The organism is Acidovorax sp. A79 (assembly GCF_041154505.1).
Taxonomy (GTDB): domain Bacteria; phylum Pseudomonadota; class Gammaproteobacteria; order Burkholderiales; family Burkholderiaceae_C; genus Acidovorax.
Genome location: NZ_AP028672.1, coordinates 3,877,034 through 3,898,998, shown reverse-complemented (window position 1 = coordinate 3,898,998; position 21,965 = coordinate 3,877,034). Strand labels below are relative to the sequence as shown.

20 protein-coding genes are annotated in these 21,965 nt (G+C 66.2%); all 20 read right to left on the bottom strand.

The window, feature by feature from the left end; translation table 11 throughout:
• Positions 1-16: 16 nt before the first annotated feature.
• Positions 17-766, bottom strand: a complete 750-nt coding sequence (locus ACAM51_RS17860) for a TetR/AcrR family transcriptional regulator (RefSeq protein ID WP_369641379.1) — start codon at positions 764-766, stop codon at positions 17-19.
• 1,014 nt (positions 767-1,780) lie between these two features.
• Complete coding sequence (locus ACAM51_RS17855; RefSeq protein ID WP_369641378.1) at positions 1,781-2,557, bottom strand: enoyl-CoA hydratase; 777 nt, start codon at positions 2,555-2,557, stop codon at positions 1,781-1,783.
• Between the two features lie 72 nt (positions 2,558-2,629).
• On the bottom strand, positions 2,630-3,490 hold the full coding sequence (locus ACAM51_RS17850; RefSeq protein WP_369641377.1) for an acyl-CoA thioesterase: 861 nt from the start codon (positions 3,488-3,490) through the stop codon (positions 2,630-2,632).
• 27 nt (positions 3,491-3,517) lie between these two features.
• Entirely contained in the window at positions 3,518-4,405 is an 888-nt protein-coding gene (locus tag ACAM51_RS17845) for an alpha/beta fold hydrolase (protein WP_369641376.1), read from the bottom strand.
• A 283-nt stretch (positions 4,406-4,688) separates the two neighbouring features.
• Entirely contained in the window at positions 4,689-5,888 is a 1,200-nt protein-coding gene (locus ACAM51_RS17840; RefSeq protein WP_369641375.1) for an acetyl-CoA C-acyltransferase, read from the bottom strand.
• A gap of 15 nt (positions 5,889-5,903) precedes the next feature.
• Positions 5,904-6,413 (bottom strand): DUF4442 domain-containing protein, encoded by a 510-nt coding sequence (locus ACAM51_RS17835; RefSeq protein ID WP_369641374.1) that lies wholly within the window; start codon positions 6,411-6,413, stop codon positions 5,904-5,906.
• A gap of 11 nt (positions 6,414-6,424) precedes the next feature.
• Positions 6,425-8,827, bottom strand: a complete 2,403-nt coding sequence (locus ACAM51_RS17830) for a 3-hydroxyacyl-CoA dehydrogenase NAD-binding domain-containing protein (RefSeq protein ID WP_369641373.1) — start codon at positions 8,825-8,827, stop codon at positions 6,425-6,427.
• Positions 8,828-8,912: 85 nt separating this feature from the next.
• The gene (locus ACAM51_RS17825) at positions 8,913-9,350 is read right to left on the bottom strand and encodes a DUF2147 domain-containing protein (protein WP_218340494.1); all 438 of its coding nucleotides are present in this window, start codon (positions 9,348-9,350) and stop codon (positions 8,913-8,915) included.
• A 45-nt stretch (positions 9,351-9,395) separates the two neighbouring features.
• Positions 9,396-11,192, bottom strand: coding sequence for an acyl-CoA dehydrogenase C-terminal domain-containing protein (locus tag ACAM51_RS17820; protein WP_369641372.1), 1,797 nt, complete (start codon positions 11,190-11,192; stop codon positions 9,396-9,398).
• Positions 11,193-11,196: 4 nt separating this feature from the next.
• Positions 11,197-11,937 (bottom strand): TetR/AcrR family transcriptional regulator, encoded by a 741-nt coding sequence (locus tag ACAM51_RS17815; protein WP_218293207.1) that lies wholly within the window; start codon positions 11,935-11,937, stop codon positions 11,197-11,199.
• Positions 11,938-12,114: 177 nt separating this feature from the next.
• Positions 12,115-12,777, bottom strand: coding sequence for a nucleoid occlusion factor SlmA (gene slmA, locus ACAM51_RS17810; RefSeq protein ID WP_218293206.1), 663 nt, complete (start codon positions 12,775-12,777; stop codon positions 12,115-12,117).
• Positions 12,778-12,952: 175 nt separating this feature from the next.
• Positions 12,953-14,401, bottom strand: a complete 1,449-nt coding sequence (locus ACAM51_RS17805; protein WP_218294383.1) for a sensor histidine kinase — start codon at positions 14,399-14,401, stop codon at positions 12,953-12,955.
• Positions 14,402-14,496: 95 nt separating this feature from the next.
• Entirely contained in the window at positions 14,497-15,189 is a 693-nt protein-coding gene (locus tag ACAM51_RS17800; protein ID WP_218293205.1) for a response regulator transcription factor, read from the bottom strand.
• A 19-nt stretch (positions 15,190-15,208) separates the two neighbouring features.
• Complete coding sequence (argB, locus tag ACAM51_RS17795; protein ID WP_218293204.1) at positions 15,209-16,099, bottom strand: acetylglutamate kinase; 891 nt, start codon at positions 16,097-16,099, stop codon at positions 15,209-15,211.
• 84 nt (positions 16,100-16,183) lie between these two features.
• Positions 16,184-17,287 carry a glycosyltransferase family 4 protein gene (locus ACAM51_RS17790; protein ID WP_369641371.1) on the bottom strand — a complete coding sequence of 368 codons (1,104 nt, stop codon included), beginning with the start codon at positions 17,285-17,287 and terminating at the stop codon, positions 16,184-16,186.
• A gap of 219 nt (positions 17,288-17,506) precedes the next feature.
• Positions 17,507-18,112, bottom strand: a complete 606-nt coding sequence (locus ACAM51_RS17785; RefSeq protein WP_369641370.1) for a lytic transglycosylase domain-containing protein — start codon at positions 18,110-18,112, stop codon at positions 17,507-17,509.
• 98 nt (positions 18,113-18,210) lie between these two features.
• Complete coding sequence (locus ACAM51_RS17780; protein WP_369641369.1) at positions 18,211-18,852, bottom strand: DapH/DapD/GlmU-related protein; 642 nt, start codon at positions 18,850-18,852, stop codon at positions 18,211-18,213.
• A 17-nt stretch (positions 18,853-18,869) separates the two neighbouring features.
• Positions 18,870-19,883: a class I SAM-dependent methyltransferase gene (locus tag ACAM51_RS17775; RefSeq protein WP_369641368.1), complete on the bottom strand. Its 1,014-nt coding sequence runs from the start codon at positions 19,881-19,883 to the stop codon at positions 18,870-18,872.
• Positions 19,880-20,773: a lysophospholipid acyltransferase family protein gene (locus tag ACAM51_RS17770; RefSeq protein WP_369641367.1), complete on the bottom strand. Its 894-nt coding sequence runs from the start codon at positions 20,771-20,773 to the stop codon at positions 19,880-19,882. The genes ACAM51_RS17775 and ACAM51_RS17770 overlap by 4 nt, the downstream gene beginning before the upstream one ends.
• Complete coding sequence (locus tag ACAM51_RS17765) at positions 20,770-21,960, bottom strand: ABC transporter ATP-binding protein (RefSeq protein WP_369641366.1); 1,191 nt, start codon at positions 21,958-21,960, stop codon at positions 20,770-20,772. Before ACAM51_RS17765 ends, ACAM51_RS17770 begins: the two co-directional genes overlap by 4 nt.
• Positions 21,961-21,965: the final 5 nt, after the last annotated feature.

The following is a 21,965-nucleotide window of genomic DNA, read 5'->3' as shown; positions in this document are numbered from 1 at the left end:
TTTTGTATTTTTTTGTTTATGCGCGGATGAACAGGGCCAGGGCCTCGTCGGTCAGCGCATCGAGCGACTTGCCCTTCCTGGGCGAGAACCACTGCACGGCCCAGTTGAGCGCGCCAAAGATGAACAGCCGCGCCACGCCAGGATTTGCCTGCAGCGCGCCCTGCTGCGCGAGGGCATCGAGCGCGGGCATCCACGCGGCCTCGTAGCTGTCCTTGATGCGCGCAATGCCCTTGCGCTGCGCGGGCGTGAGCGAGCGCCATTCGTACAGCATCACCGGGATGAAGCTGCTGCGCGGGCCGAGCAGGATCTCGAAGTGGTGGCGGATCAGCGTGCGCAGCTGCGCGCGTGGCGCTGCGCCAGCAGGCAGGGCCTCCAGCGCCTGCTGCTGGCTCTGCGTGGCCATGGTCATGCCCTCGCTCATCACGGCGTAAAGCAGCGCGCTTTTGCTTTCGAAGTGGTAGAAGGGCGAGCCGCTGTGCATGCCTGCGGCGGCGGCAATATCGCGCGTGCTGGTGGCCGCGAAGCCCTGCGTGCGGAACAGTTTGGCGGCGCCGTCCATGAGCTTGCGGCGGCGGTTGCCATCGTCGAGTTCTTCGGCGGTCTTGCGCGGGCGGCCGCGGGGGCGGCGTGGGGGGTCTTCGGCTGCCGTGGTTTCTGTGGGGACGGGGCTGGCGACGAGGGACGCTGCGGCCTTGCCACGGGGGCGGGCCGGGGTTTTCTTTTGCGGGGGGGTGATGGCGCGGGCGCGCGGCACGGGTGAGTCCATGCAGGCACGATAGCAAAACTGTTTATTTTTAGCAAGCAAGTGCTTGGTAAAAATAGGTGCTGTGATTGCGGGTTGTTTTGCCTGGCGGGATTTTGGGTATTTTTTTGCCTTTAGCGCTTATCCATCAAGCGCTAGAAGCTATTGTTTTTATAGTATGCAGCGTGCCTGAACGAAGGGCGGAGGCCGGGGTGTGCGCCCGGCGGCGCAGTAACTTTCTTTCGCGTCGCCAAGAGAACGTCACCAAGGAGAAGGCGATCCTGCTGTCTGCGACCCCTTCGCTGCGCTACGGGGCAAACTGGGGTGCTCGGTCACGGGGTGCACCGCAGAATTCGCTGTGCGCCCCAGGCGCATCCAGAAGGGAACCCGCAGCCGGACATCCATTCGGGCCGTCGCTGCGCTTGGCCCAGCCTGCGCAGCGCGTGGCGCTTGCGCCCGCGAGATGGGGCCGAGCGAAGCAAAGGCCCGTGTGGCTATTCGGCTGTCTGGATGTTCGGCGGTCCACCCCCCTGCTGGCTGCGCCTGCGGCGGGGCGGTTGCGGGGTGAGCATGGGCGTCGCAGCGCCCATGCTTCGTGCTCTGACTCGCCGTGGTTGTCCGAGCGGCGCTGCGCAGCAGCAAAGCGAGTTCCAAGGCGCACCCAGCAACCGCCCCGACGCAGGTGGCCCCTTCGCACTGCGAAGGGGTCGCAGACTGGGGGGCGCCCTTTCTTTGGTGACTTTCTTTCGGCGACGCGAAAGAAAGTTACTCGCATGCCGGGCGACTCCCGGCCTCTGCCCTCAAACCAAGCATGCTTTTCAAACCAGCACGCCCTGGCTTCGATGGGCTCAGCCCGAACGGTAGGCAGAAACTCGATAACTATAAAAACGATAGCTGCTAGCGCTTGATAGAAAAGCGCTAGCAGCCAAAATGACCAAAAACCGGGGGCCCAGAGTGCGCCGAAATCCAGCCGGCGCTTTTGGCAAAAGATCGTTCAGCCCGCTACGCGGTCTGCACCGCTATCGCGGCGGCCAGATTTCAGCTCTTGCTGAAATCTGGCTTTCTCTTTTCCATAAACGCCGAGAACGCTTCCCGCGCTGCCGGCTCGCGCAGCATGCGACCAAAGCTCGCACCCTCTTCCGCCATCACCGCCAGCACCTTCCCCGTCTGCCCCCCCTTCATCAGCCGCTTGGTCTCGATCAGCGCCGACAGCGGCTTGGCCGCCAGCTTGCGCGCCTGCACCTGCGCCACGCCATTGCACTCGGTCGGCGGCACCACGCGGTTGACCAGGCCCACCTCCAGGGCGGCCTCGGCCATGAACGGCTCGCCCAACAGCAAGGCTTCCGCAGCGCGGTGATACCCCAGCATCTGCGGCACCAGCAGGCTCGATGCGGCCTCGGGGCACAACCCCAGGTTCACGAAGGGCATGGAGAACGCCGCGTTGTCGCCCGCATAGACCAGGTCGCAATGGAACAGCATGGTCGTGCCGATGCCCACGGCGGGGCCACACACCGAGGCGATGATGGGCTTGGGAAAGGCCGCGATGCCGTGCAGGAAGCGGAACACGGGCGAATCCTGCGTGGCGGGCGGCTGCTTCAAAAAGTCGCCGATGTCATTGCCCGCGCTGAAGATCGCCACGTCGCCCTGGAACACCACCACGCGCACGCTGGCATCGGCCTCGGCAGCGGCCAGGGCATCGGCCATGGCGGCATACATGGTGGTGGTGATGGAGTTCTTCTTGTCCACACGGTTGAAGGTGATGGTGGCCACACCGGCTTCGGTGTGGACGAGGATGTCTTGGGTGGCGTCGGTCATGGTGGTGAAGGTTCCGGGGTCGGATGGATGAGGACGGGAGGAATGCACGGTGCAGAGCAACAGGCCGACTTCCTATTCCTTGTAGTAAACGATCTGGTGGCTCGTGGCCAGCATGGTGCCAGCCTCGTTCCACAGCTGCACGGTCTGGTCGAAGAAACCGTTGCGAAACTCCTGCCCGCGCGCCTGGCCGAGCAGGTAGCCGGAGCCCGTGGCCTGCAACTGCTCTGCCGTGGCATGGAAGTACACGGTGATGGACACCGTGCCCGCAGGCACCTGGCGCGCACGGCGCAGCCACACGCGGGGGAAGAACACGTCGGCCAGTGCCGCCAGCGAGGTGAAGTCGAGCGGGCGCGGCGGCGCGTCGCGCATCCACAGCTGCGTGAGGCTGTGGTCGCCGCTGCCGTCCCAGGTGCGCGGGATGAAACCCGCGATGGGGCGCATCTCATAGCGGCTGAGCCATTCCACCGCCCCCTTGGGCGCGACGATGGCCTTGTGCTCCGCGGGGGGAGGCACCTCGGGCATGGGCACATCGCCCACGCTCCAGGTCTCACGGCGCACCGCCGTGACGGCCGTGGCGGTGGTGGTGACCACCTGCGCGCCGTCAGCACCGGCCTGCAGGATCGACAGCGTCCAGTGCTGGGTAGAGCGGTTGGTGCGCACGGGCGTTGCCTGCACGGTGAACGCACCGGCTGTCAGTGCGCCCGCGTAGTTGACGGTGAGCGACAACGGGTCGCCGAGCCGGTCAGTGTGCTGCAGGATGGCCTGTAGCAGCGTGGCGGCGGTGATGCCACCAAACGGGCCCACCATGTTCCAGTAGCCGGGGTGGGTTTGCCCTTCGTACTGGCCGGTCGGAGCGGACGAGGCCGTCAGTTGCAGCGCCTCGTCCAGCGGGTGGGCTGCGGAGGACGAAGAAGTGGATGAAGAGGAAGTCATGCTGCGAGTGTGCCGCGAAACGACCGCTCAGGCCGTCGTACCGGAGACTTCGCCGTGGTGCACGCCGCCACCCAGGGCGGCCAGCGCCGCCGCCGCGCGCGGCCACAGGCTCTGGCGAAACTGGTCGCGAAAGAAACCGAAGTGCCCGATGCGGCGCACCTGCAGATCGGCCGGCGTGATGCTCTCCACGCGGCGCTCGGTGTTGGCGTACAAATTCACCAGGTTGTGCGTGCCCCGCAAGGTCATCAGCTCATCGTCGGCCATCGACAGCGCCAGCACCGGGAACCGCACCGCGCCATAACTCTGCGCCACCGCAGGCCCCTCGGCACCCACGCTGTAGGCAGGATGCAAGCACCAGCGCCGCCACTGCAGGATCACCCCCGCAGGCAGGTCGCCCACCTTCTTGAGCGTGCGCCCCGGAAAGTACCCGCACAGCCGCGTGGCCAGCGGCACCAGCACCCACCAGAAATACGGAACGATGCGCTTGAGCTGCGGTGCGTTGTCGCGCCAGTAGCCGCTGCCCGCGGCCACGCTCAGCAAGCCATCCACCTGCTCGGGCTTTTTCAACAGGCCCGGCAACTGCGCCCCCAGGCTGTGGCCCAGCAAGTACAGCGGCTGCGACGGCATCGCGGCCTTGGCGGCTGTGATCACCGCCTCGTAGTCCTGTGCCCAGTCGAACAGGTCCGCCTTCACATCGCGCATGGCGCCCTGCAACGAATCGCCATGGCCCCGGTAGTCGAACGTGGTGACCCGAAACCCTTGCTGCGCCATCCACAGCGCAAAGGCCTCGTAGAACGACTGCCGCACCCCCATCGCGCCGCCGATCACGACACTGGCGCGCGGAGCGCCCTCGGGTTGGTAGACACGCAGCGCCAATGACACTGCCCCGTTGACCTGCAAAGTTTGCTTGTCCATGTCTGTCTCCTTGGTTCGAAACCGATCTGCGCCGGCTTGAAAAGAAAACTATCGCTGAGGGCAGAACCCTGGCTTCGACAGGCTCAGCCCGAACGGTTTGGGTGAGAGCAATCAAGTCTTACCCCGCCCATTCACCTGCCTTCACACCCCGCCCTCCAGGGCGTGGCGAGCGGGATCAGCTGCCAGGCGGACGGAGCACAGGAACCGGAACGTACTTGCCTAGTACGTGAGGATTCCGAGCACCGCCCAACGACGCAGATGGCCCGCGCAGTAGCCAGCTAACTCAAAGAGCTTCGATGATGCCGGCGGCGCCTTGTCCCGTGCCCACGCACATCGTGACCATGCCGTACTTCAGCTTGTGCCGACGCAGCGCATGCACCACCGTCGCCGCGCGGATGGCACCAGTAGCGCCCAGCGGGTGCCCCAGTGCAATGGCGCCGCCCATGGGGTTCACGTTCGCAGGGTTCAGGCCCAGCGTATTGATCACCGCCAGCGACTGGGCCGCAAACGCCTCGTTCAGCTCGTACCAGCCAATGTCATCGCTCTTGAGACCCGCATAACGCAGGGCCGCAGGAATCGCTTCGATGGGGCCAATGCCCATGATCTCGGGCGGCACGCCGCGCGCTGCGTAGCTCACAAAACGCGCCAGGGGCGTCAGGCCGAATTGCTTCACCGCCTTTTCGCTGGCCACGATCAGCGCACCCGCGCCGTCGCTGGTCTGCGAGCTGTTGCCCGCCGTGACGCTGCCGCGCGCCGCAAACACGGGCTTGAGCTTGGCCAGGCCTTCGAGGGACGTGTCGGGCCGAGGGCCTTCGTCCAGGTTCACGGTGCGGCGCTTTTCCACCACTTCGCCGGTGGCCAGGTTGGGCGAACGCTCCACGACCTCGAAGGGCGTGATTTCGTCGCTGAACTCACCGGCCTTCTGCGCCTTGATGGCGCGCAGGTGGGATTCGAGGGCGAACGCGTCCTGTGCCTCGCGGCTGACCTTCCACTGCTGGGCCACCTTCTCCGCCGTGAGGCCCATGCCGTAGGCGATGCCCACGTTCTCGTCCTTCGCAAAGATCTCGGCGTTGAACGACGGCTTGTTGCCGCCCATGGGCACGAGGCTCATGGACTCGGCGCCGCCGGCGATCAGCACGTCGGCCTCGCCCACACGGATGCGGTCGGCGGCCATTTGCAGCGCGGTGATGCCCGAGGCGCAGAAGCGGTTGACCGTCACACCGCCCACGGGGTGGTCGAACGCCAGGCCCACGGCGATGCGGGCCATGTTCATGCCCTGCTCACCCTCGGGGAAGGAGCAGCCGATGATGGCGTCCTCGATCGCCTTGGGGTCCAGCGTGGGGACCTGGGTCATCGCACTGCGGATGGCGGCGACCAGCAGGTCATCGGGGCGGGTGTTCTTGAAATAGCCGCGGCCGGAGCGCCCGATGGGCGTGCGCGTGGCGGCAACGATGTAGGCGTCCTGGACTTGTTTTTGAGCCATGGTGTTGAAACTCCTTCAATGCTTGGCGGGGCGGCTGGAAGGAATCCAGGCCCACGTAAATACACATTCGACCGGCTCCACGCCGGCTTCGTCGGTCACGGTGACTTGCACCTGCACCTCGCCCTTGTCGCTGGCCTGCATGGCGGCGCGCTGCTCGGCGGTCAGCGTGGCCACGGCCTTGAGGCCGCCGGTGGCGCGCTTTTTGAACGCCATGGACAGCTCCTTGGCCAGCGGGATGCAGTCGTCGCGCACGTTCATGCCGACCACCATGCCGGTGGCCGTTTCGGCCAGCAGGTTCATGGCCGAGGCGTGCACGCCGCCGATGTGGTTGTGCACACGGTGCTCATTGGGCAGGCGCACTTCCACACGCTCGGGCGTGAGCGACACGAACTTCACCCCGGCCGTGCCGGTGAAGGGCACGGCCCGGCGCAGGATGATGTTCTGCACGAAGCCGCGCATGAAGGCGGGTGCCTCGTCCAGGCGCATCAGCGAGCGCTGGAGTTTGTTGGGGGCTTGGCTCGTCATGGTGATGCCGGTCAGTTGCGAACAGGCTTGCCCGTGGAGAGCATTCCGAGAATGCGCTCGTGCGTCTTGGGCTGTGCGATCAGGTGGCAGAACGCCTTGCGCTCCAGCGTGAGCAGGTATTCCTCGCTCACCATCGCACCCGCATCCACATCGCCGCCGCAGACCACTTCGGCGATCATGGTGCTGACCTTGAAGTCGTAGGCGCTGATGAAGCCGCCGTCGCGCATGTTCACGAGCTGCGCCTTGATGGTGGCCAGGCCGCTGCGGCCCGCCACGGGGAACAGGCGCTTGTGCGGCGCGCGCCAGCCGCTGGCGGCCATGGACTTGGCTTCGTTGATGGCCACGAACAGCAGTTCGTCCTTGTGCGGGACGATGATGTCGGACTCCAGCAGGTAGCCGAGCTTGCGCGATTCGAGCGCGCTGGTGCCCACCTTGGCCATCGCGGCGGCGGTGAAGCCTTCGGTCAGGAAGGGCAGGATGTCCTTGCCGGTGGATGCCGCCATGTTCTCGGCCGCGCGGCGGGCGATGTAGGTCAGGCCGCCCGCGCCGGGCACCAGGCCCACGCCGACTTCGACCAGGCCGATGTAGCTTTCCATGTGGGCCACGCGCTTGGCGGAGTACACCGCCAGCTCGCAGCCGCCGCCCAGCGCCATGCCGTGGATGGCCGCGACGACGGGCACCTGCGCGTAGCGGATGCGCATCATCAGGTTCTGCAGTTCCTGCTCGATGCTTTCGACCGCATCGGCGCCGCCGACCATGAAGGCCGGCATGGTGGCTTCCAGGTCGGCGCCCACGCTGAACGGGGCGTCGCCGGACCAGATGACCATGCCCTGGTACTCGGCCTCGGCCAGCTCCACGGCTTCGGTCAGGGCTTCCATCACTTCAGGGCTGATGGCGTGCATCTTGTTCTTGATGCTGGCGATGAGTACCTGGCCATCCAGCGTCCAGGTGCGCAGGGCTTTGGACTCTGCAATGGTCGTGCCGGCGGTGCGCCAGTCGGGCAGGTTGGTCTCGCCCAGCAGCGTCTCGGGGAAAATCTGGCGTTCGTACACGGGCAGCTGGCGGCGGGGCACGAACTTGTTCTGCGATGCGCTCCACGAGCCTTGCGCGGTGTGCACGCCACCGGCTTCGGCCACGGGGCCCTTGAAGACCCACTCGGGCAGCGGCGCCTTGCACAGCGCCTTGCCGGCGTCGATGTCTTCCTGGATCATCTTCGCCACGTCGAGCCAGCCGGCTTCCTGCCACAGCTCGAAGGGGCCCTGCTTCATGCCGAAGCCCCAGCGCATGGCCTGGTCCACGTCGCGCGCGTTGTCGGCGATGGTGCCCAGGTGCACGGCGGCGTAGTGGAAGCCGTTGCGCAGGATGGCCCAGAGGAACTGGCCGGGCGCGCCTTCGGCGTTGCGCAGCAGGCGCAGGCGCTCGGCGGCGGGCTTCTTGAGCATGCGGGCATACACCTCGTCGGCCTTCTGGCCGGCGGGCACGTACTCTTCGCTGTCCAGCTCGAAGCGCATCACGTCGCGGCCGACCTTCTTGAAGAAACCGGCCTTGGCCTTCTGGCCCAGGTTGCCCAGCTCCAGCAGCTTCTTCAGCACCGCGGGCGTGCCAAAGCTTTCGTAGAACGGATCGGTCTCGATGCTCAGGTTGTCCTGCAGCGTCTTGATCACGTGGGCCATGGTGTCCAGGCCCACCACATCGGCGGTACGGAAGGTGCCGCTCGATGCGCGGCCGAGCTTCTTGCCCGTGAGGTCGTCCACCACGTCATAGGTCAGGCCGAAGTTCTCCACCTCCTTCATGGTGGCCAGCATGCCGGCGATGCCCACGCGGTTGGCGACGAAGTTGGGGGTGTCGTGCGCGCGCACCACGCCCTTGCCCAGGCCGCTGGTGACGAAGGCTTCAAGCTGGTCGAGCACTTCAGGCTGGGTGGTGGGGGTGTTGATCAGCTCCACCAGCGTCATGTAGCGCGGTGGGTTGAAGAAGTGGATGCCGCAGAAACGCGGCTTGATGCTCTCGGGCAGCACTTCGGAGAGCTTGGTGATCGACAGGCCCGAGGTGTTGGACGCCAGGATGGCGTGCTTGGCCACGTGGGGCGCGATCTTCGTGTACAGGTCGAGCTTCCAGTCCATGCGCTCGGCAATGGCCTCGATCACGAGGTCGCATTCCTTGAGCAGGTGCATGTGCTCTTCGTAGTTGGCCTGCTGGATCAGCGCCGCGTCGTCGGCCACGCCCAGGGGCGAGGGCTTGAGCTTCTTGAGGCCTTCGACGGCCTTGGTGACGATGCCGTTCTTCGGGCCTTCCTTGGCGGGCAGGTCGAACAGCACCACGGGCACCTTCACGTTGACGAGGTGGGCGGCAATCTGCGCGCCCATCACGCCTGCGCCGAGCACGGCGACTTTCTTCACTTGAAATCGGGACATGGGTTGGTTCCTTGTTGGTGGCCTGGCGCCGCCGCGCGCCGGGCACGGCGCAGGCAGACGGGCAGGCAGGCCACGGGCGTTGGGTTTACTGGACGCGGATCCAGGTCTGCGAGCGGCCGAAGGGGCCGATGGAGCCCCGCACTTCGAGCTTCTTGCCGCCGTCGATGGGGGTCATGCGCAGGGTGTAGTTGCGGCCGTTCTCGGGGTCGAGGATCTTGCCGCCTTCCCACACTTCCTTGCCCTCGGCCTTCTTGGCGCCACGGATGATCTCCAGCCCCAGGAGGGGCTTGCCCTTGCGGTCGTCCGAGCATTCGTCGCAGACATCGTCGGGCTTGGCGTCCTTGGACAGGCGCTTTTCCAGCGCCCCGTGCAGCACGCCGCCGCCGATGTCGCGGATGCGGATCTCCGCCTTGGCCTCGCCGGTCTTGTCGTCGATGTTGCGCCACAGGCCTTCAGGCGTCATCTGCGCCCAGGCCGGCAACGCACCCGCTACCAAAACAATAGCTGCTACCGCTTTGTACATAAGCGCTCCGTGGCAAAAAGGCTTGAAATCCGCACGATGCACCGATCAGGCCAGGGCCAGATCGGTGTCCATCAGCACCTTGCTGCCGGCACGGGCCGTGCGCATCAGCGTCGCCGTTTCAGGGAACAGCTTGGCGAAGTAGAAACGCGCGGTCTGCAGCTTGGCGCCGTAGAACGGGTCGGTGTTGCCGGCAGCGATCTCACGCAGCGCAACCTGGGCCATGCGGGCGAACAGGTAGCCAAACACCAGGTGGCCGGCCACGCGCAGGTAGTCCACGGCGGCGGCGCCCACTTCGTCGGGGTTTTGCATGCCCTTGAAGCCGATTTCGGTGGTGAACTTGGTCATCTGGTCACCCAACATCGCGACGGGGTTGATGAACTCGGCCATCTTCTCGTTCACGCCTTCTTCTTCCACCAGCTTGCCGATCAGCTTGCCTAGCTTCTTGAGCGTGGCGCCGTTGTTGCCCAGGATCTTGCGGCCCAGCAGGTCCAGCGACTGCACGGTGTTCGTGCCTTCGTAGATCATGTTGATGCGGTTGTCGCGCACGTACTGCTCCATGCCCCATTCCTTGATGAAGCCGTGGCCGCCGAAGACCTGCATGCAGGCGTTGGTGCTGATGTGGCCGTTGTCGGTGATGAAGGCCTTCACGATGGGGGTGAGCAGCGCCACCATCTCTTCGGATTCGGCACGCACCTTTTCATCGGGGTGGCTGTGCACCTTGTCCAGCAGCAGCGTGCAGAAGATCTGCAGCGCGCGGCCGCCTTCGGCGTACGCCTTGGCGGTGAGCAGCATCTTGCGCACGTCGGGGTGCACGATGATGGGGTCGGCATCCTTGTCCTTGGCCTTCACGCCCGACAGGCTGCGCATCTGGATGCGGTCCTTGGCGTAGGCCAGTGCGTTCTGGTAAGCCACTTCGGTCAGGCCCAGCGACTGGTTGCCCACGCCCAGGCGGGCAGCGTTCATCATCACGAACATGGCGGCCAGGCCTTTGTTGGGCTGGCCCACCAGGGTGCCGATGGCGCCGTCGATGGCGATCTGCGCGGTGGCGTTGCCGTGGATGCCCATCTTGTGCTCCAGGCCCGTGCAGAAGATCGGGTTGCGCTCGCCCAGCGAGCCGTCGGCCTTCACGTTGAACTTGGGCACGACGAAGAGGCTGATGCCCTTGCTGCCCTTGGGCGCATCGGGCAGGCGGGCCAGCACCAGGTGCACGATGTTGGCGGTCATGTCGTGCTCGCCGGCGCTGATGAAGATCTTGTTGCCGGTGATCTTGTAGGTGCCGTCGGCCTGCGGTTCGGCCTTGGTGCGCAACAGGCCCAGGTCGGTGCCGCAATGGGGTTCGGTCAGGCACATGGTGCCGGTCCACTCGCCGCTGGTGAGCTTGGGCAGGTAGATCTTCTTTTGCTCGTCGGTGCCGTGGGCGTGCAGGGCTTCGTACGCGCCGTGCGACAGGCCGGGGTACATGGTCCACGCCTGGTTGGCCGAGTTCATCATTTCGTACAGGCACTGGTTCAGCACGAAGGGCAGACCCTGGCCGCCATAGGCGGGGTCGCACGACAGCGCCGCCCAGCCGCCTTCGACGTACTTGGCGTAGGCGTCCTTGAAGCCCGACGGGGGCTTGACTTCGTGCGTGGCCTTGTCCAGCACGCAGCCTTCGGTATCGCCGCTGATGTTGAGCGGGAAGGTCACTTCGGCGGCGAACTTGCCGGCTTCTTCCAGCACGGCATTGATGGTGTCCACATCCACCTCGGCGTGGGGCGGCATTGCCTTGAATTCATCGCTGACCTTGAGCACTTCGTGCATGACGAATTGCATGTCGCGCAGGGGCGGCGTGTAGGTAGGCATGGGTTTACTCCTTGGAGGTGGTGGTTTGGTTGGAAACTTTGCGGCGCTTGGCGGCAGCAGGGGTGGCTGGCGCGGCGGCGGCCGGCGTGTCGGCGCTGTAGCGCGCCAGGATGTTGTGAAAGCCCTGCACGGCCCGGCCCATGGAGCCGGGGGTCTGCAGGAAGCGCGCTTCGTAATGCAGCGCGAGGATGAGGCCGTGGATCTCGAACAGCATCTGCTCGGCATTGGTGTCCGCGCGCAGCTCTGCGAGGCCCTTGCACTGCTCGATGGCGCGGCGCATGGCGGCGTGCCATGTCAGCACCGAGCTGGCCAGCGCGTCGCGCACGGGGCCGGTGCGGTCGTCGAACTCGACCGCGCCGCTGATGTAGATGCAGCCCGAGTCGATTTCGATGGAGGTGCGCTTCATCCAGTTGTCGAACATGGCCGACAGGCGCGCCACGCCGCGCGGCGCGGACATCGCGGGGTAGAACACCTCCTGCTCGAAGCGGGTGTGGTATTCGCGGATGACGGAGATCTGCAGCTCTTCGCGCGAGCCGAAGTGGGCGAACACGCCCGACTTGCTCATGCCCGTGACATCGGCCAGCGCCCCGATGGACAGGCCTTCCAGCCCGATGTGCGTGGCCAGGCCCAGCGCCGCCTCGACAATGGCCGCCTTGGTTTGCTGGCCCTTTTGCAGGGCGCGGCCGGTACCGCTGCGGGCGCGCGGGATGCGGGTGACCTGGCTGGATGAAGAGGTGGCGGACATGCTGGCAAATAAAAACGAACGTTCGTTCTATTCTGCAGCAAATTCAGCGACCGGCCAAAACCCCGGGAAAAAATAGGGAGCGGCCCCCAAATCACCCGTTGCGGCGGCGCCACCGCCTGGCGGGCCCGCTCTCCAGCGTGCCGGGGCCCCGCCGGCGGCACCGCCAGCGTGGCGGTGCTAGAGGATCAGCGCGAGGCTGGCTTCCAGGTGCTCGGAAGGCGGGCGCTTGAAACCCGAGCGCGCATAGCGCTGCAGGCGCCCCACCGCAAACGCCGTGAGCACGCTGGCCGCCACCTGGGCATCGACCGTGGGCGTCGCGGAGCCCGCCGCGGCCGGGCGCAGGCACTGGCGCAGGGTGGACTCGATGCGGTCAAAGAACTGGTTCATGCGCTGCTGCAGGCGCTCGTGCTCGAACACCAGGGCATCGCCCACCATCACCCGCACCATGCCGGGGTTGCGCTCGCCAAACTGCAGCAGCACGGCCACGATGCGCGCCGCCTGCCGCTGGCCCACGTCGGGCGGCTGGGCGGGGTCGGGCACCTCGCGGCCGGTGATCTGCTGCACGAGGGTGAACACGGACTGCTCGATGAAGTCGATCAGCCCCTCGAACATCTGCGCCTTGCTCGCGAAGTGGCGGTACAGCGCCGCCTCGCTCACCGACAGGCGCGCCGCCAGCGCGGCGGTGGTGATGCGCTCCGCGCCCGGCTGCTCCAGCATGGCCGCGAGCGCCTGCAGGATCTGCACGCGGCGCTCGCCCGGCTTGGGCCGCTTGCGCGCGGCCGGCGTGTCACCCGCGTCGTCGGTACTGGCGGGCTCTGGAAGGGGAGAAAGTTCGGACATGCAGGACAGGGGCTCTGGTAGGGCCATGCGGCCAGTGGCACCCGGCGCCCGGTTCACATGCCGGATGGGCATGCACGGGCCAGCGGCAGGCGTAAATCATGTATGGAAATGATTCTCGCACAGGCTTTTGCCCGGCCCGCGCACGGACACGCGCAAGGAGCGCGCGGGCGCGGATCTACAGCGGAAACACCACAGCCACCAGCAGCCCGTGCCCCTGGGGGCCCGTCCCGAGCGTCAGGGAGGCGCGGTGCACGCGCGCGATCTCGTCGGCGATGGCCAGCCCCAGGCCCGTGCCCTCCCCCACCGTGCCAGGCACGCGGTAAAAGCGCTGCATGACGCGGGCGCGCTCCGCCTCGGGCACGCCCGGGCCGTCGTCCTCGACCTCCAGGTACACGCGGGGTGGCCCGGTGCGCCCCTGGCGCATGCCGCAGCGGATGGTGACAATGCCCCCCGCCGGCGTGTACTTGATGGCGTTGTCCACCAGGTTGGACAGCAATTCGCGCAGCAGCCAGCCATGGCCGGTGACATGCACGGGCTGCACGTCGAGCCCCAGGTCCAGCCCCTTGCCGGTGGCCGGATCGAGAAAGGTCTCGAGCAGCGCCTCGCACAGGTCCTTCAGGTCCACGCGCTGCGGCGGCTGCGCATCCAGGCTGCGCGCGTCGGCGCGCGACAGGGCCAGCAGCTGGTGCGCGAGCTGCGAGGTCCGGCGCGTGGCATTGCGCAGCTTCTCGATCTGATCAACTCCTAAAACAATAGCGCCTTTCGCTTGACCATCCTGCGCCAGCGGCATTTGTCGATCAAAATCCGGCAGCGATACCCGCGGGCCGGCGGCCTTGGCCATCATCGCCCAGGCCTCGACCTGCGCCTGCAGGCCCGCCAGCGGGGTGCGCAGCTGGTGCGCCGCGTCGGCCACGAAGCGGCGCTGCCCTTCCGCCTGCGCATTGACCAACGCGAACAGCCGGTTGAGCGAATGCACGAGCGGGCGCACCTCGGCGGGCGACGAGGCCTCGTCGATGGGGCTGAGATCGCGCGGCGAGCGGTGCTCCACCGCTTCGGCCAGATCCACCAGCGGCTTGAATGCACGCCCCACGGCCCAGTGGATGGCCAGCGCGGCGGCGGCCACGAGCACCAGGTTGGGCAGCAGCACGCGCAGCAGAAGCTGCTGCGCCCACTGCTGGCGCGGGTCCGACCCGTCGGCCAGCGCCACCACCAGCTCGCCGGCCCCCGTGCGGCCGCGCTGCACGGCCACCCGGTAGGTCACGCCGCCAAATTCGACGCTGTGGAATTCGGGGGCCTGCGTGGTCGGCACGGCGCTGTGCACCCAGTCGTCCCCCAGCAGCAGGCGGCCGGAGGCGTCGCGCACGCTGTACCCGGCAAACCCGGCGTTCTGGCGCAGGAAGTCCTCGACCGGCGGCGCCAGCAGCAGCAGGGGCGGCTCGTTGTCACGGATCGCGGGTGCCAGTACCGAATCGGCCAGCGCCGGAAGCAGCCGCAGCAGGCGCTGGTCATGCCGTCCGGCGGCCTCATCGGCCGAGCGGTAGTCCAGCCACACGCCCGCGAGCGCGAGCAGGCACAAGGGCAGCACCAGCAAAAGCAGCAGCCGGTTGCGCAGGTCGGAGGTCATGGCGCGCAGGCCAAGCCGCTGGGAAGGAGGGGCCCGGTCCGGCATCGTCATGGTGGGTCTTCACCGGCGCGGGCGCTGAGCCAGACCGATTCCGCTCAGGCGGCCTGGAGTTCCAGACGGTAGCCGAACCCGCGGATCGAGCGCAGCGCCACGCCATGCGGCTCGAGCTTGCCGCGCAGGCGCGAGACGTAGACCTCCACCGCATTGGGTGTGATCTCCTTGTCCCACCCCGTCAGGGCCTGCAGGAGCTTGTCCTTGCTCGCAGGCTTGGGGGCGTTGATGAGCAGGTATTCGAGCACGGTCCATTCACGGGGACCCAGTTCGATCACCTGCTCCCCTTCGCCGGTGCGGATGCTCGCGCGGCGGCCTGCCGTGTCCAGCTCCAGCGGCCCGAAGCTGAGCACCGCAGTCGTGGCGGCCTGCGAGCGGCGCAGCAGGGCCCGCAGGCGGGCCAGCAGCTCGGGCAGCTCGAAGGGCTTGACCATGTAGTCGTCCGCCCCCAGGTCCAGCCCCTGCACGCGGTCATGCAGGGCATCGCGCGCGGTCAGGATCAGCACGGGCATGGCGGGGCTGATCATGTCGGGACGGCGCAGGCGGCGGGTGAGCTCCAGCCCATCCATGGCGGGCAGGCCGATGTCGATGATGGCCGCGTCGAAAGACTCCGTGCGCAGCACCTCTTCGGCGCGCTCCCCGCTGCCGACCCAATCCACGGCGTATCCGGCGTCGGTCAGGCCCAACTTGATGCCGCTGGCCACCATGACATCGTCTTCAACCAACAGCAGGCGCATAGCAGGCTACGAAAAAGGGTCAATGCGAGCGGATCATGGTCCCGTAGGCCTGGTCGGTCAGGATTTCGAGCAGCATGGCATGCGGCACACGGCCATCGATGATGTGCACGGCGTGCACGCCGGCCTTGGCGGCATCGAGCGCGCCCGCGATCTTGGGCAGCATGCCGCCGGAGATGGTGCCATCGGCGAACAACGCGTCGATCTCGCGGGCCGTGAGGTCGGTGAGCAGGTTGCCCGCCTTGTCCAGCACGCCGGGCGTGTTGGTCAGGAGCATGAGTTTTTCAGCTTGCAGCACCGTGGCCAGCTTGCTGGCCACCACGTCGGCGTTGATGTTGTAGCTCTCGTTGTTTTCGCCGAAGCCGATGGGGCTGATGACGGGGATGAAGGCATCGTCCTGCAGCGCCTTGACCACGCTCGGGTCGATGGCCACGATGTCCCCCACCTGGCCCACGTCGTGCTCGATGCTCGGGTTCTTGTTGTCCACCATCTTGAGCTTCTGCGCGCGGATCATGCCGCCGTCGCGGCCCGTGAGCCCCACGGCCTTGCCGCCGGCCTGGTTGATCAGGCCCACGATGTCCTGCTGCACCTCGCCGGCCAGCACCCACTCGACCACTTCCATGGTCTCGGCGTCCGTCACGCGCATGCCCTGGATGAACTCGCCCTTCTTGCCCAGGCGGTTCAGGGCCGTCTCGATCTGCGGGCCTCCGCCGTGGACCACCACGGGGTTCATCCCCACGAGCTTGAGCAGCACCACGTCTTCGGCAAAGTCGGCCTGCAGCGCAGGGTCCGTCATGGCGTTGCCACCGTATTTGATGACCATGGTCTTGCCATGGAACTTGCGGATGTAGGGCAGCGCCTGGGCCAGGATTTCAGCCTTGTCGCGCGGAGCAATCGAAAGAAGGTCGGTCATGGAGGCGGGCCATCCAGAGAAAACGGTGAGGCGCAAATTGTGCCGCATTCGCGCGGCACCCTGGGGTGGCCTGCGCAACAGCCCTCAGTGGCGCAGCCAGTGCGGCACCTTGAACCGCACGATGGCAAGGTACGCCATCACATAGCTGATGACGAACAAGCCGCAAAACGCCATCAGCAGCGGGGTATTGCTCCAGAACAGCACCGCCGGCACCACCGTGAGCAAGGTGAAGCCCCAGAGGTAGGGCGATGTGCGGTTGTTGCGCATCAGCACCCTGCGGGATTCGTCGTCGTGGAAAACGCCCCGCACGATGCGCCGGTAGATCAGCTGGTGAAAATGCAGTGCATCGGCCACGCCGGGTGACACGCCCCGCACCGTCTTGCGATAGATCGAGAAGATCGTTTCCCAGACAGGGTAGATCAGCAAAAGCATGGGGAACCAGGGCGACACGTCGGCATTGCGCTGCACCAGCGAAATGCTGGCCAAGGCGATGACCACGCCCCAGATATACGCCCCGCCATCGCCGGCAAACAGCATTCCCCGCGGGTAGTTCCACACCAGGAATCCCCCGGTGGCGGCGGCGGTGGACACCAGCAGCGCCGCCAGGGCGCGATCCCCCACCTGCAATGCCACGTGCGCCAAGGCCAGGCACACGATCAGTGCAACCATGCCCGCCAGGCCGTTGTAGCCGTCGATGATGTTGAACGCGTGGGGCAGCCCCGCAACGGCAAGTACAACGATGGCGATGCCCAGCCACGGGGCAGCGGCCAGCACGGAGTCCAGCCAGGGCCACCCCATGCGGGGCAGGGACAGGTCCAGCAACACCACCGCCAGGGCACCGGACGCGCCCGTCAGGCTTAACCGATACCGGACGGACAGGCGCTGGGTCATGTCCTCCGCGATCCCCCCCAGAGCAGCCGGCAGCAAGACCACCAGCCAGCCGCCGACCCACGCCCCCAGCCTGAGGGAACCAGGATCTCCCCAATGGGACGACTGCAGCATGCCCAGGCTCCAGCTGCACGCGATACCCAACAGCAGCGCGGCCCCGCCCAGGCGGGGAATATCCCCGAGGTGAAACCGCTGCGGCATGCTGCTGCCATACACGGAAGCGTGGCTGCGCATCCACCGCACGATGAACCCTGCCGCCAACGCTGCAACGATGAATGCCACCACAGATAACCAGATCATGAGCGGCCGATGGTACCCGTACTCTGCGCGGATGCCTGTAAGAAAGCGCTAGCTGGCGCCACCCGCACCGGCAGCCCCATGCGGTTGGCTTGGAATACGGCCCCCCACTGCAGGAAGCCGGAAGTGGCGCCCTGGGTGCCCACGCACGGACCCCACCCAGCAGGCCAACGCAGGCACCGACGGATCACGGAAAAGCCCACGCTGCCCGATCCAGGGCCACTACCGGGCCAGACCGCGGTAAAAGCGCATCACCTTTTCCACGTACTGCTGTGTTTCGGGATATGGCGGAATCCGGCGGCCATGCTTGATCACGGCTCCTTCCCCGGCGTTGTAGGCCGCCAGCGCCAGCTCCTTGTCGCCATCGAACATGCGCAGCAGGTCCGCCAGATAGCGTGTGCCGATCTGCGCATTCACCTTGGGCTCCATGGCGGCATGTTCTCCCTCTGAAGGCGGACGGGCCGCGACCCCATAGCGCTCGGCGGTCGCGGGCATCACCTGCATCAAGCCCAGGGCGCCCTTGCGCGAAACGGCCTTCACATTGAAGGCCGATTCCGCAGCGGCAACGGCGATCACGAATGCCGGATCCAGCGACTGCGCCTCCGCCGCCGCCTCCAGGTGCTGCTTGACATCGTCGTAGCCAGGAAACTGCAGTGCGGAGGTGCCGCGCTCCTTGCTCCTCATCACGGAGGCAGGAGGCACACGTTGGAGCCAGACCAGCCCCCGCGACGCGGCCGCCCCCGGCGCCACGTTGCCAATGTGGGTCACTCCATCCTTGTCCACGAACTCCCACACCTGGTCGGCCCAGGAAGAGGCAGGGAGTCCCATCAGGAAGATCACTGTAATCGCCGCCCTGCGCAGGCTTTCCACCATGTTCGATCCCCATCCGCGCCCGTCGGAGCTTCTGCGAAATTCACTCTTGCTTGTCATTTGGCACCGCGTCCCTGGTACAAGAAGCTCTTCAGCCGGACCCCGACCCGTTCAAACCAGGTGGATGGCACGGGGGCCAGTGCCGCCGGCCATGCATCCCCACGGCGCGAGCGCAGCAGCCGAGCGGGCATTCCCGCCGCCACCATCCCCGCGGGGACATCCTGCCGCACAAGCGCGCCGGCGGCCACCACCGCGCCGCGCCCGATGGTAACCCCCTCGAGCACGATGGCTCCGGCCCCTATCCAGGCGCCGTCCTCCACGACGATCTTTGCGCGGGTGATGCGGTTGCGCGCGATGACCGCATCCCCTTCGTCTATGGCGTGGCCGGCCGACAGCAACTTGACGTGGGGGCCGATCAAAACGTCCTCGCCAATCTCCAAGCCCCCTTCGCCAGACAGATAGCCGCCCACGTTGACAATGGTGCGGGCGCCGATGCGGATTCCCACGCAAGGGTCCGCGACCACATCCCCCAGCACCAGCCTTGTCTGCGCGTAGATGCTGACCCCGTCCGACAGGCACAGCACGCCAGGGCGCTGCCCAAACCGCATGACGGAAACGGACGAATCGATCCGGCAATCCGCACCGATGCTGTCCACGCCGTCATGCGATGCCGTGAAATCAGGAACCCCGAGCAACATGTCCGTTCCGCAATCCGTCACGCGCCGTCCGCGCGGCCCAGGAGTCTGCGCTGCAGCCGCAGCCATGGGCCTGCAGGAGGAGGAGGTTCGGGCTGGGGCTGCGCTTGCAGCGCGGAGAGTTCGGCCTCCACCGCGGTCTTTTCCGTCCGCAGCAGTTCCATGTCGGTGCGCAGATCCTTGATCTCCAGCTGCATCTTCGCGATGATTTCCTTGGCTTCCGAAAAGGCTTTCTGGTGCTCCAGCAACGATGCGCGCTCACGCTGGTGCACCACCGTGAGTGCCTGCAACTCGTCGCGCAGCCTGTCCGCTGTGCCACGTGCTTCGGACAACTCCCAGGCGGAAGCGTCGATGGAGGGCGTGACCACCACCATCCACTGGTACACATCGAAATCCTGCCACCCCGCCAGCAAGGCCTGGCGCTGCTCGCCGGGCAGGGCGCTCCAGTACCAGGCGAATTCGCTGCATTCGACAGGCACCCTGTTGGCCTCCCAGATCCGGGGAGCCCACCCGCAGTCCAGCAGTACTTTTTCAATGCTGCGCTTGGTAAAGAACCGGACATGGGTCCTGTCCAGCTGGCCCTTGTCCGAGTAGTCGAAGATGCCATTGCGCATCGCCGCCAGCACCCCGGCATAGGCAATGTTCGGGACGGAGATCAGCAGGCGGCCCATGGGGGCCACAAATTCGCTCAACCGCTGCAGCACGTCCTCCGGTTTTCTGAGGTGCTCCAGCACATCGCAGGCCATCACCGCATCAAACCGCCTGCCCGCGATCGCATCCAGCCAGTCCGTGCCATCCAGATTTCCGGGAATGACCTCCACGCCCAGCGTCTTGAGCACCTCCAGTGCTTCGGGGTCGTTTTCAACCACCGTGACGCGATGGCCCCGCGCCAGCAGGACACGGGTCATGGCCCCGGGCCCGGGGCCCAGTTCCAGCACCGAGCCTCCGTCGGACGGAATACGGCGCAGCAACCGGGCGGCCCACTCCTCGCCGTCCGGATCGAATGCGTAGTCGTATCGCTCAATATTGGTCATGGTTTTCCCTCCGCCTCCGAGGCCGGCTGCCACATCTGATCCCACAGTCCCCACTGCCACCACGCCCAAGGGCGGGCAAGAACGTCCTGTTCCAGCCGCTGGATGACTGTGTCAATCGCGTGGCCGGGATCTGCGGGCAATGGCTCGACGACAACCTTCAGACGGTCTGGACAGTGCGAATAGGTCACGGCATGCAGCAACGGAACGCCCGTGGATTGAGCCAAGCGCTCAATCCCCGTGGGCAGGTTCAGGCACCCACCCAGGAAGGGCCTGCCACGCAAACGGCCAAACTCGGGTCGCCAGGCATCGGCCAGAATCACCCACCCCTGCCCCGCCCTGAGGCTTTCATGCACCGGGCGCAGTCCATCGCTGGTGGTATGCCATTTTCCACCAGTCACCTCGGTATAGCCTTGAATTTTTCGCAGCAAGAAACGGCGCTGCGAGGCCCCAAGCTCCGGGTTGTCCAAGACCGGCATGGTCAGGACGTTGGTGGAGACCCCTTCTCTCGCCAAGGCAACCGGTGCCGTCAGGAGCCGGTCATAGTGGTTGAGGACAAGGATGAAGCCCTTGCCCTGGCGGGCCAGATTCCTGGCGAACTCCACCCCCTGGAGTTCAATCGTCGGCCCTCCGGGCCGGCCCAGCCGGCTGAAGGCCATCGCATCCACCATCTCCTGCGCCAGCATGGCCAGATGGGCCCGCGCCCATTGGGCATGCTCCATCTGAGTGGCCTTTGGGAAAACCCGCGCAAACAGCCCCTCCAGCCAGCCCAGCAGGTGCTCACGCTCTGCCGCAGATTCACGCCCTATCCGCCCAGCCAGCCTCCAGGGAAGGGTCGTGGGCAATCGGGCAATGGAAGGGAAAAGCAGGTCGAGAGACCAGGCACGCGTCATTCCACCAGCACCCACTCGTGCTCCAGCCAGGCCACACCGAACTCGCGGTGCCGCTGGTTCAGCACGGTAAAGGGCTGAATGAGCTCGGCCATGTCCAGCACCTGGATCCCCGAATCGTCCAGCACATACACACTCCACAGGTATTCGCCGGACAGCAGCGGCAATCGCGGGAACCGGGCGCGAATACGGTGGCTGCCGATGCCCTGCAGCGGTGAACCGCCGGCGCGGAACTGGGTACTGGTGCCGAAGACATTGTCCTTGTCCGGGCGGACTATCGCAAACAGCACATGGAACGGCGCATCCGCATAGGACTCGATCTCGATCTCCACCAACAGATCCTGGAATGAATCCACCTGCGCGGGGTTGATACCGTCCCCTGTCTCGATCAGCAGGCCCGCAATCTTCACCAAAGGCGCGCCCGAGGCAGCGGCGGCTGCAGGCTGCTCCGCCGCATCGTCCTTCTTTGCGGCCTCATGCGACTCGACGCGCAAATGGGCATACCTGCGCCGCTCGTGCGATTCATAGGCGGTCACCACATCCTCCGTCGACCCGATGGCCTGTATGCGGCCACCGTGAATCCACGCCGCCCGCTGGCACAGGCTGCGCACCTGGTACAGGTTGTGGGAACAGAAAAGCACGGTGGCGCCACGCTCGCGCAGCTCCAGGATGCGGTTCAGGCTCTTCTTCTGAAAATGCAGATCCCCCACCGACAGGGCCTCGTCCACGATCAACACGTCGGGATCGATGGCCGTCGCCGCGGCAAATGCCAGCCGCATGAACATGCCTGAAGAGTAGGTCTTCACCGGCCGTTGGAGCGTCTCCCTGGTCAACTCGGAGAATGCGGTGGCCCGGATGATGAAATCCTCCATGGCACCGCCTTCCAGGCCATGCAGTGCGGCCATGAAGCGGATATTGTCGTAGCCTGACTCCTCCGGGTGGAATCCGGCCCCCAGTTCCAGCAGCGCGGCAACACGGCCTTCCTGCGACACCTGGCCATGGGTAGGCCGAATGGTGCCGGCGGCAATCTTCAGCAAGGTGCTCTTGCCCGCGCCGTTTTCACCGATCAGCCCAAACGTTTCTCCTGCCTGGACTTCAAAGTCCACGCCGGTCAGCGCCACGTGCACGCGGTGGCGCTGCCTGCGGGTCACCCACTCCCACAGCCTGTCCTGGGGGCGGCCGTACACCATGTAGG